General features: G+C 35.3%; 15 protein-coding genes. 6 read left to right on the forward strand and 9 right to left on the reverse strand.

Annotation, left to right across the window (positions count from 1 at the left end):
- Window positions 1-12 precede the first annotated feature (12 nt).
- The 5 genes from BLR86_RS21415 (at window position 13) to BLR86_RS21430 (ending at window position 3,666) form a co-directional block, all read left to right on the forward strand.
- The gene (locus tag BLR86_RS21415) at window positions 13-1,122 is read left to right on the forward strand and encodes a sensor domain-containing diguanylate cyclase (protein WP_090766472.1); all 1,110 of its coding nucleotides are present in this window, start codon (window positions 13-15) and stop codon (window positions 1,120-1,122) included.
- Window positions 1,123-1,371: 249 nt separating this feature from the next.
- Complete coding sequence (yjcZ, locus tag BLR86_RS21420) at window positions 1,372-1,521, forward strand: sporulation protein YjcZ (protein WP_090766476.1); 150 nt, start codon at window positions 1,372-1,374, stop codon at window positions 1,519-1,521.
- Window positions 1,522-1,595: 74 nt separating this feature from the next.
- Window positions 1,596-1,688 carry a YjcZ family sporulation protein gene (locus BLR86_RS21425; protein WP_090766479.1) on the forward strand — a complete coding sequence of 31 codons (93 nt, stop codon included), beginning with the start codon at window positions 1,596-1,598 and terminating at the stop codon, window positions 1,686-1,688.
- Between the two features lie 73 nt (window positions 1,689-1,761).
- A complete protein-coding gene (locus BLR86_RS26260) occupies window positions 1,762-1,905 on the forward strand; it encodes a hypothetical protein (RefSeq protein WP_175493001.1) in 144 nt (47 codons plus the stop codon).
- 591 nt (window positions 1,906-2,496) lie between these two features.
- On the forward strand, window positions 2,497-3,666 hold the full coding sequence (locus tag BLR86_RS21430; RefSeq protein ID WP_090766482.1) for a solute carrier family 23 protein: 1,170 nt from the start codon (window positions 2,497-2,499) through the stop codon (window positions 3,664-3,666).
- Between the two features lie 277 nt (window positions 3,667-3,943).
- Here the strand turns inward: BLR86_RS21430 and BLR86_RS21435 are convergent, their stop codons facing one another.
- From BLR86_RS21435 to BLR86_RS21455, 5 genes are all read right to left on the reverse strand, one after another.
- Entirely contained in the window at window positions 3,944-4,342 is a 399-nt protein-coding gene (locus BLR86_RS21435; RefSeq protein WP_090766485.1) for a hypothetical protein, read from the reverse strand.
- Window positions 4,339-4,551 carry a helix-turn-helix transcriptional regulator gene (locus tag BLR86_RS21440; RefSeq protein ID WP_090766488.1) on the reverse strand — a complete coding sequence of 71 codons (213 nt, stop codon included), beginning with the start codon at window positions 4,549-4,551 and terminating at the stop codon, window positions 4,339-4,341. The genes BLR86_RS21435 and BLR86_RS21440 overlap by 4 nt, the downstream gene beginning before the upstream one ends.
- Before the next feature lie 221 nt (window positions 4,552-4,772).
- Window positions 4,773-5,183, reverse strand: a complete 411-nt coding sequence (locus BLR86_RS21445; RefSeq protein WP_090766491.1) for a hypothetical protein — start codon at window positions 5,181-5,183, stop codon at window positions 4,773-4,775.
- Between the two features lie 2 nt (window positions 5,184-5,185).
- On the reverse strand, window positions 5,186-5,398 hold the full coding sequence (locus tag BLR86_RS21450) for a helix-turn-helix transcriptional regulator (RefSeq protein WP_007084134.1): 213 nt from the start codon (window positions 5,396-5,398) through the stop codon (window positions 5,186-5,188).
- 192 nt (window positions 5,399-5,590) lie between these two features.
- Window positions 5,591-6,073: a tetratricopeptide repeat protein gene (locus BLR86_RS21455; protein ID WP_090766494.1), complete on the reverse strand. Its 483-nt coding sequence runs from the start codon at window positions 6,071-6,073 to the stop codon at window positions 5,591-5,593.
- 137 nt (window positions 6,074-6,210) lie between these two features.
- On the opposite strand from BLR86_RS21455, the gene BLR86_RS21460 reads away from it, so the two are divergent.
- On the forward strand, window positions 6,211-7,050 hold the full coding sequence (locus BLR86_RS21460) for a tyrosine-type recombinase/integrase (RefSeq protein ID WP_090766497.1): 840 nt from the start codon (window positions 6,211-6,213) through the stop codon (window positions 7,048-7,050).
- A gap of 180 nt (window positions 7,051-7,230) precedes the next feature.
- Here the strand turns inward: BLR86_RS21460 and BLR86_RS21465 are convergent, their stop codons facing one another.
- The 4 genes from BLR86_RS21465 to BLR86_RS26865 all read right to left on the reverse strand — a co-directional run bounded on the left by BLR86_RS21465 (window position 7,231) and on the right by BLR86_RS26865 (window position 9,203).
- Window positions 7,231-7,794, reverse strand: a complete 564-nt coding sequence (locus tag BLR86_RS21465; protein ID WP_090766502.1) for a hypothetical protein — start codon at window positions 7,792-7,794, stop codon at window positions 7,231-7,233.
- Window positions 7,795-7,900: 106 nt separating this feature from the next.
- The gene (locus tag BLR86_RS26965; RefSeq protein ID WP_090766505.1) at window positions 7,901-8,188 is read right to left on the reverse strand and encodes a TIGR04104 family putative zinc finger protein; all 288 of its coding nucleotides are present in this window, start codon (window positions 8,186-8,188) and stop codon (window positions 7,901-7,903) included.
- A 219-nt stretch (window positions 8,189-8,407) separates the two neighbouring features.
- Window positions 8,408-8,845 (reverse strand): GNAT family N-acetyltransferase, encoded by a 438-nt coding sequence (locus BLR86_RS21475; RefSeq protein WP_090766508.1) that lies wholly within the window; start codon window positions 8,843-8,845, stop codon window positions 8,408-8,410.
- A gap of 235 nt (window positions 8,846-9,080) precedes the next feature.
- Window positions 9,081-9,203 carry a hypothetical protein gene (locus BLR86_RS26865; RefSeq protein ID WP_302847237.1) on the reverse strand — a complete coding sequence of 41 codons (123 nt, stop codon included), beginning with the start codon at window positions 9,201-9,203 and terminating at the stop codon, window positions 9,081-9,083.
- Window positions 9,204-9,256 lie beyond the last annotated feature (53 nt).

The raw sequence follows: 9,256 nt of genomic DNA on the forward strand, positions 1-9,256 counted from the left end.
GGGAGATAAACAATGGAATTTTTTTCTAAAAAGATAATTATAATATCAATATTAATAATAGTATCTTCATTATTTGATTTACTAGATAATACAATTATTAGCATATTTAACTTAGAGGATGAGGGGACATTTGCATTAATTGTAGATTTTATTAGCCCAATTTTAGAGGTTTCTTTAATGTTTTGGGCTTTGTTAACAGGTAAGAAAATTATATATCAAATACGAGATGAAGAAGAACAATATAAACGTTTGGTCCAATTATCTCCAGAATCCATCATTATTCATAATAAAGGGAGAATACTCTATATTAATGAAAGTGGAGCCAATTTATTTGGTTCAAGTTCAACAAGTGAATTAATTAATCGAAACTTAAGTGAATTTGTTCACCATGATTCTAAGGACCTTTCTAAAAAAATAAATGAGCACTTAGAAAAATTTTCAAATAGTGAATTGAACGAACAAGTCAAAATTAAAAGAGTTGATGGAGCCTTAATTGACTTAGAATTTAAATCGACTAAAATTGACTTCAAAGGACAATCCGCAAGAGAAATGATAGCTAGAGATATAACTATACAAAAGAGCGAAATTGAAAATGTAAAGCGATTAGCTTATCAAGATGCGTTAACTGGCTTACCAAATCGAAGGGCCTTCATGGATCAGTTCGTTCAATTGTTGAAATCATCAGAAAATAATAACGCGAAGTTTGGTGTAATGTTTATTGACTTGGATGGGTTTAAGCAAGTGAATGATTCTCTTGGTCATGAAGGAGGGGACATCCTCCTTAAACAAGTTAGTGATTACTTTAAAAAGTGTGTAGCAGAAAAAGGTATCGTTGCAAGGTTAGCTGGAGATGAATTTATCGTTTTATTGCATAACGTAAGTCATAATGAGTATATGATGGTTGCAAAAGAAATGATTGAAAGTCTAAGTTCCCCTATTATTATATATGGAAAAAGAGTTCGAGTTACACCAAGCATCGGGATAGCCTTATATCCACAACACGGACATGAAGCTACCGAGTTAATTAAAAATGCTGACATCGCTATGTACCAGGCGAAACAACATGGGAAAAATAATTATCAAATATTTGAACCCCATACTAGGAGTAATTCAATTGTTTAGTTGTTAGGACCATGGGGACGGTTCTTGTGGTCTATAATGGGTATCATACAGATACAAGTACAGGGAAATCCAATTAAGGATTTCCTATTTTGCTTTTTCCACCTTCATTTGAACCATGAGAACCGTCCCCGTGGCAATCGCTGATTTTATTCTTCCCCTATGATATTTGTCCAATCCACCCTTGTCTTAAGGAATATATATACATAGTGAAAGTGTTCAATCAGACATTCAAATGGGTGGTGAAAAGATATGTGGGGCTCATGTGGTTGCGATGGTGGTTATGGTTACGACGGCGGTTACGACGGCGGTTATGGCTACGGTGGTGGTTATGGCGGCAGTAGTTTTGTATTAATCGTGGTATTATTCATCCTGTTGATTATTGTCCTTTCTAGTTTTTGATAATGAAAACGAAAGGTAGGAGCTTGGGCTTTGTTCAAAGCTCTTTTAAATAAGCATTGTTGGAGGTGTACTAAATGGCTGATGGAATGGGAAGCGGTTTTGCGTTAATTGTGGTATTGTTCATTCTTCTTATCATTGTCGGAGCTTCTTTTATGAGCAGCTACTAAATTGTAAAGAACAATTTGGTTTATTCTGCCCTTTTGCTTTATAAACTTTTGAAATGAAAGGTGGAGTCATTAAATGCCTTTTTTGGGATTTGGTCGAAGAGACTTGTTATTTCGTGACCGCTTTAGAAGAAGACGATTTTTCCCCATTATAGCAATCGAAATCGAGAGAAGAAGACGTTTTGAAATCGAAAGAAGAAGAAGACGCGGATTCTTTTGAGCAAATGATTCAACCAGTATTTCCAAACTCACTATTGGAAGGAACATACCTTTGAACTGTACCCAAATAGGTAAAGTTCATATCTATCACAGTGAGTTTTAAGTGTATTCGTAATCAACTCCCGCAGTTTTATAGATTTTCTCGCGAATACTCGCTAAACGGAGAGCGTTGATCCAAGAAGGATTAACGCTTCTTTTTTTTGAACTTTATTGAAGTAATGAGGAGTTTAATCTTAATAAAAATTCAAATATCCCCTCATGCCTAAACTAAATAGTACAAGAGACATAAGGCTACCTGCAATCGCATATTATTGGATTGTCGAAGCAATATCTAAGTAGTGAGGGGGGATGTAGGTGTCGTTTGTTTGTCATCTTTTGAAGGGAGGACATTCATGAAAATCAAAGAATGATTCAACCATTCTATTACCACAGGTATGTATATGGGTGTATTCGTAATGGCCTTATTCTTTTGAGGTAAAACGACCTAGCGGAGAACGACACTTGCAATGAACTTGTCCTAACCTTGAATTCAGCCCTAAATGATGATAGTAGAAATATATAATAGAGGAACGATAAAAGGGGGCAAACACGGTTGAAAAAATTCCTAAGTGCAATACCATTATCATTACAACATTTGTTTGCGATGTTTGGTGCAACCGTTTTAGTGCCAGCACTCACTGGTCTTGATCCAGGTAGTGCACTTATTGCCAGTGGTGTAGGTACTTTGATTTTCCACCTTATTACACGCGGAAAGGTTCCTACTTACCTTGGTTCATCTTTTGCATTTATTGCTCCACTTGCGTTGTATGTAGGGAAGTTGAATTCACCGGGTCAAGCCGTCGCTGGTCTTATTAGCGTATCCGTTGTTTATGCGCTCGTATCACTTATCATTGCAACGGTCGGTTTTGATAAAGTGCGAAAAGTGATTCCACCAGTCGTCGTCGGACCGGTTGTCAGTATTATCGGGCTTTCCTTGGCGACAACGGCTGTCACCAGTATGGCATCGGTAAGCTGGGATGCGGCCATCGTGAGCCTTCTTGCAGCCATTATCGCGACACTAGCTGGCACCAAAGTGATCCGCCTCTTCCCCATTATCATCGGACTTTTAGTCGGGTATATTTATTCTGCTGTGCGCGGTTATGTTGAATTTCAAACCATTGCGGATGCACCCGTTTTCGCGCTACCGCATTTTGTGATGCCAGAGTTCACATGGGCTGTCATCCTTGGTATGGCGCCGATTGCACTTGTTACGATTATCGAAGACTTAGGTCATATGTTTGTATTAAACGAGATCACGGGGAAAGACGTTACAAAAAATCCTGGCTTCGGGCGTATTCTTGTGGGTAATGGTCTGGCCACCCTTTTCTCCGGATTCATCGGCGGCCCGGCGCAAACCACTTATGCTGAAAACCTCGGGGTTCTAGCCATCACACGCCAGTTTTCTAGTAGGATCATTCAAGGTGCTGCCGTTCTTTCGATTCTTCTTGGGTTGTTCGGTAAAGTTGGAGCGGTAATCCAGTCCATTCCAGTTGGGGTAATGGGCGGTATATGTATCTTGTTGTTTGGTATGATTGCTGCAATGGGGATTCGTCACCTCATTGAGGAAAAAGTGAGTCTAGCTAATATGAAAAATTTGGTCATTGTCGCGATCATCTTCATCATTGGAATCGGATTAGCTCATAATGGTATCGCCTACGCTACCATTGCCGGATTGCTCATCCATTGGCTTGTGCCCAATTTTACGACAAAGAGCGAAAGTTAAAACGAAAAAGCCATTCCAAACAATTGTGTAAAGGGTTCCGTTTTGAGGTGCATATCATTTAAATGACAATAAAAATGGCTTGCTAACTGACATCAGTTTTGGCAAGCCATTTTCTGGTTTATATAGTCTTTTTGGCGGAATAAAATACAAAAGTCTTGTTCAACTGACGCACCCTATAGTTTAAGTGTAATCCTTCACAATATTTACTTATTATTATATGTATAATTTCAATTATTCTGTTTACCTCTAAATAATGATTTTACATTTCGCCATATTATTAACGGTATTTTTTTGAAACTACAAATTCAGTAATTGGCATAGTTATCCAAGCTAATCCAATTACAATAACAAGTGGGATATTCTTTATATCATTCATTGTATTTACTCTTTCCGAAACAGCTAAGACGATTACCATCAATAAAAGTAATAGATAATAACTAATTTTTGAACTTAAAAGAGTGATATGTTTCTCCAATTCATCTTTTTCTCCTTCGTGTTTTCCATCCATTTCACCCCAAGTAACAGATTGGAAGAAAAAGCCAACCCCTAAAAATACAAAGAAGAGTGTAGAAGCGTTAATTATTTCTTTTGAGATCCATTCATATATCCCATAGCCACCAATTGCAGTAATAAGCACTAAAGAACAGATTAAACTAACTTTTTTTACAGTTGTCACTTTTTCTCATTCCCTTCATATTTAAAAATAAATAATTCTTCGATAGGAAGACCTAAAACATCAGATAAATTAAATGCCAACTCTAAACTTGGGTCATACTTATTATTTTCAATGGCATTAATTGTTTGCCTTGTTACTTTACACAAATCTCCTAATTTTCCTTGTGAAATACCGTTCTTTTCTCTGTATTCCTTGATTCTATTTTCCATCACTAAGCCACCTTTAGATTTTGTAAGGTGTAAAACATTCTTTACACCCTGATTATAAAATAAGATAAATGAGGTGTCAAATACATTTTACACTTCATTTATCTTTTAAGTTCTTGCTATTTTTCATTATTGTACTAAACTGCAACGTTACTTCAATAAAAAAAGGACCGCAGTTGGTACGATCCTTCTAAAACTCTTGCCCCCTTTAGCTTAATAACATTTTAAAATTGCTTTGTAATAATAGCTCCTAAGCCAATTAACATGTATAATCCCATCATATATATAATCAACAAACCTGTTTCAATAAAATGAACACCCATTGAATATAGAATTAATAAAACAGCACCACTACCAACAAGAACAACGTAGAGCACACCCATTAAATATCTTTTCATAAGTAATACACTTCGTTCATCAACATCAGGAACATTTCCATTTCTTTTTTTATTCCACTTAGAAAAAAGCAGAAAGATAATAAATCCTAAGACTGTACCCACTATAATAGCGATAACAATTTCGTAGTTGTATTCACCAGTTTCTTTTCCTATGATATACACACCTAAAAAGCCACCTATAATCATACATCCAATCACAACAGACCAAATAGTGATTTGTAACTTTCGGTTGTTCATAGCTATTCCCCCTCTGATTTCTCTAAATAAAATAATTCTTCAATTGGCACATCAAAATACTGTATTAATTTTAGTGCCAACTCCAAACTTGGATTATACTTATTCTTTTCAATTGCATTTACTGTTTGACGTGTAATTTGTAAGTCTTCTGCCATTTTGACTTGTGTTATGCCCTTTTTCTGTCGAATTTCCCTAATATGATTTATCACCTTCATTAACAACCCTCCAAACAGGAAGTAAAGATATCTTTACATAGATTATAAAAAAAATACAACTGAATGTAAAGATATCTTTACGTTCGGTTGTATCCTTTTCCTTTTCTTCTTCAACAAAACTGACCTTTACTTGAAGAAGAAAGGAGCATTATCGTTATTCAAGTAATGCACCCGTTAGTGCAATAACAATTTCTATGATTTAATATCCTTAATGTAGTTTTCTAAAGCCATTCTATACCGTTCTATATCGGAAGTTTTAACGTGCCTTAACATCACATTTAGATTTTTTCTTAATGCTTCTGCGTTTCTATTTTTATCGTGCATAGCAATACCAAGAAACATAGAGATAGAAGGGAATTCAGGATAACGTTGTTCAGCATCAGATAATATTCTTATGGCATCGTCTATTCTGCCAACATTTCTTAAAGAACTACCTAATTGTAATAAGGCATATGCTTCATACTCGGCATCAAGACCTATGCTGATTGAATCTTCATATAGCGAAATTGCCTTATTCTCTTGTCCCGTAAAATCATAAGCGTTAGCCAATTCAAATTTTGCCCTTGCTGAATTTGGGTATTTGTCTACAACTTCCAAGAAATATTCTATTAGTTTAGTCTCATCATCTTTATTTTCCCATCCATTCATAACAACAGTTTCCCATTTCGGCTCCATATTCGGCTCCTTTCTCTTCCTTTAATTCCATACATACCTTATTAAACTCTTCTGCCTCGATAGTTCAATACCTAATGTTTTCATTTCTACAATCAAGGCAATAATTCCTCTAATATAACGAATAAGGAGGAATTATTGTGTTATTGTCAAAATCCTGGGAAATTTATGAATCGGATAAAAGGATTGAAGGTTTCTCTCCTCAGACCTTAAAAGCGTATAAGCTCCAATCTAAGCTACTTATCCAACACTTTAACGATGTAAATATTAAATCTGTAACGACTAATCAGTTGAAGGAATACTTAGCAAAATCCAGTGAACACTTAAAGCCATCAAGTTTAGCTCATCGGATTCGGTTCATTAAATCTATATTCCGTTGGTCACACGAGGAAGGGCATATACCCAAAAACCCAGCTGCGAAAATCAAAGAACCCAAACAAGGAAAACGAATTCCTAAATTTTTGACGGAGAGAGAAATTGAACATTTGAGGGAAGCGTGTTTTACTCCAATGGAAAAGGCATTGTTCGAATTTATGTTTTCCACAGGTTGTAGAATAGGTGAAATTGTTTCACTTGAAAAGAATAGTATTAATTGGTCAAATCGTTCTGCCATAGTCCTTGGAAAGGGAGATAAGGAAAGGGAGGTATATTTTAATATCCGTTGTGAAATCTGGCTCAAACGATATTTAGACCTTCGCCAGGATAAAGATCCAGCTATTTTTGTTACTGAACGTCATCCACATAAAATGAGTATAGGACAGATGAGGTACATCATTAAACGAATATCAAGTCGGGCTGGGATCAACAAAGAAATACATCCACACCAACTACGCCACAGTTATGCCACACACCTATTGAACAACGGAGCACCTATTGATGTTATTCAAAGTTTACTAGGTCATGAAAAAAGCGAGACCACTAGGGTTTACGCTCAGTTAAGTGGCAGCCTTAGAAGAGAATTGTATAGAAAATATTTTTAGAGATCTATGGAAAAAGGCAACGGATACTCCGCTGCCTTTTCACTATCGCACCCTTTAGTTTAAGTACATTTATTCACAAACTTCTTTTCTGGAATGGCTATGTTAAACAATATTGTTGTTATTTCAATCATAAAAAAAGAACCAAATTAGGTCCTTTTTGTGTTTAATATGTTAAATTGTTCAATTGCTCGTTCTTAAAATATCCGACAAGCCGTTGTCATTCCCGTATTGAAATCCCCCGATTTTCCCTTCTTCTTCTTTAGAGAAGAGAACTTCACCTTCTACATTTACAGTTTTTTCTTCGTCTCCATTTTTCTGATAACCGACCTTTGCTATGAAGGTATAACGATATGGAAGTTTCTCACTTTGCTCAATCGTGACACCCTTAAAGCTTAACTTATAACCAAATTCGTGAGCAAAGCCTGGGTATTGAGTACCAAATGCAGCTATGAATGAATCGAGCCCAGAATCTGTAAAGTAAGGTCCGTATACCTCTGCTACATACTTATCAAACTCTTTGTTCTCTTCTTTATTATTCACAACAGTCCTATATTTAGGATTCCACATTAGTTCCATAAACTCCTCATCTGGACCAGTAAACTGATGCTCAAGAACTTTTTGAATTGCTTCTTTATTTGTGTCTTCTACATCAGCCTTTGAGCAAGCAGCTATTAAAAACCCTGACATTAACAACATTAAACTTAAAAAAATAATGGATTTTGTCTTGTTATTATTTTTTGACATTACAACACTCCCCTTTTAAAGGTAATACGTTTGCAATACATCTAAGATTCAGATTAATACGTTTTTTTCTTCAACTAACCTGCCGCGTTAGTTTAGGTATAATTCCTCACAATTCCTCTTTGTATTGAACAACATATGGAGCAAACAATCCACCAACTATTGATATAAGAGCTCCTATACCAATGTTTATATAATCGTTATTGAAAGGAGAAAGGAAATAAAAAAATATGAAAATTGGTAAAATAGTTAGGGCTCCAACTATACATCTACTAAAAATGGTTATCTTATGTATAGTGCCACAATTGTCACATTCAATTGGTTTATATAACCACAAAAGCGATTTAGAGATTTTACTCCAGCTAAATGGTGAATTGCAGTTTTCACATTTTTGCAAATTGCCCCTCCTTAAAAATTGATTTTTAGTGCTTAAAACCTATACAATTCCATTTTACCATTTTTCGTTAAACTAACTCCTTCAATTATTTAAATTTCAACATATTTTATCAATATTCTTCTTAAACAAACCTGCCACGTTTGTTCAATAAGGTAATTCCAGAAAAAAGCGTTAATCCTTCCTGGATCAACGCCCCATTAGTTCATTAAGACACCTGTTTTAAATTGGCATACTCATAGTAACTGTTCTTATGTAAAATCCTAATTTTTCATACAGTTTAATTGCTTGATTTCCTGCAAATGCACTTAAACGGACTTCTGAATATCCTTCTTTCTTTAGATGTTCAATACCTGTTTCCATCAACTGTTTTGAAATCCCATTTCCTCTAAATTCATTTAAAACAAATAATTCATAAATAAAACCATACTTCCTATCTGTAAATTGGTCCTTACTTGTCCCTATTAAAATCCACCCCATCAGAATATCATTTTCTGTTGCTATTAAATAATAACTTCCCTTCTGCAAAAGGGGTTCAATAAGTTGTTTGACTTTTTCATCCGAAGGTTTTACATCACCTAATGTACCATCATATACAGCTTGTGGAGAGAGAGACAAAATCTTTTTAAATTCCAAATCATTAGGTTTCCTTATTTCCATTAATTGCTTCAAACCCTTCCAAGATTCTATATAAAATTCCCCGATTAAAAGCCTGATATATATTTTTTCTATACAAACAAATGGAATTCCTTCTTCAACTGCTTCGTTACTTCAATAAATCTTATCTTGTAAAAAGCCAAATTAAAACAAGAACAATAGCGATTACAGCCCAAATAATGGCTTGTCTATATTTTTTCAATTACAAAACCTCCCCCTGAAAGTTTGAAACCTTATTTCACTGTCCTGCTCCGTTAGGTTCAATACCTAACGTTTTCATTTCTACAATCAAGGCAATAATCCCTCTAATATAACGAATAAGGAGCATTCCTGTTAGAAGGATTTTCGGGGACTTGAACAATAAAGAGCCCTCTTGGTATGATACGGGGTGTCAAATCGTGGCGAAATGACCCC

Source organism: Bacillus sp. OK048 (assembly GCF_900103525.1).
Taxonomy (GTDB): Bacteria; Bacillota; Bacilli; order Bacillales; family Cytobacillaceae; genus Neobacillus.

What these genes read in the sequence shown, in the direction of transcription:
- BLR86_RS21415 (WP_090766472.1), top strand. Translation starts at nt 13, where the DNA reads ATGGAATTTTTTTCTAAAAAGATAATTATAATATCAATATTAATAATA.
- yjcZ (WP_090766476.1), top strand. Translation starts at nt 1,372, where the DNA reads ATGTGGGGCTCATGTGGTTGCGATGGTGGTTATGGTTACGACGGCGGT.
- BLR86_RS21425 (WP_090766479.1), top strand. Translation starts at nt 1,596, where the DNA reads ATGGCTGATGGAATGGGAAGCGGTTTTGCGTTAATTGTGGTATTGTTC.
- BLR86_RS26260 (WP_175493001.1), top strand. Translation starts at nt 1,762, where the DNA reads ATGCCTTTTTTGGGATTTGGTCGAAGAGACTTGTTATTTCGTGACCGC.
- BLR86_RS21440 (WP_090766488.1), bottom strand. Translation starts at nt 4,551, where the DNA reads ATGGAAAATAGAATCAAGGAATACAGAGAAAAGAACGGTATTTCACAA.
- BLR86_RS21445 (WP_090766491.1), bottom strand. Translation starts at nt 5,183, where the DNA reads ATGAACAACCGAAAGTTACAAATCACTATTTGGTCTGTTGTGATTGGA.
- BLR86_RS21450 (WP_007084134.1), bottom strand. Translation starts at nt 5,398, where the DNA reads ATGAAGGTGATAAATCATATTAGGGAAATTCGACAGAAAAAGGGCATA.
- BLR86_RS21455 (WP_090766494.1), bottom strand. Translation starts at nt 6,073, where the DNA reads ATGGAGCCGAAATGGGAAACTGTTGTTATGAATGGATGGGAAAATAAA.
- BLR86_RS21465 (WP_090766502.1), bottom strand. Translation starts at nt 7,794, where the DNA reads ATGTCAAAAAATAATAACAAGACAAAATCCATTATTTTTTTAAGTTTA.
- BLR86_RS21475 (WP_090766508.1), bottom strand. Translation starts at nt 8,845, where the DNA reads ATGGAAATAAGGAAACCTAATGATTTGGAATTTAAAAAGATTTTGTCT.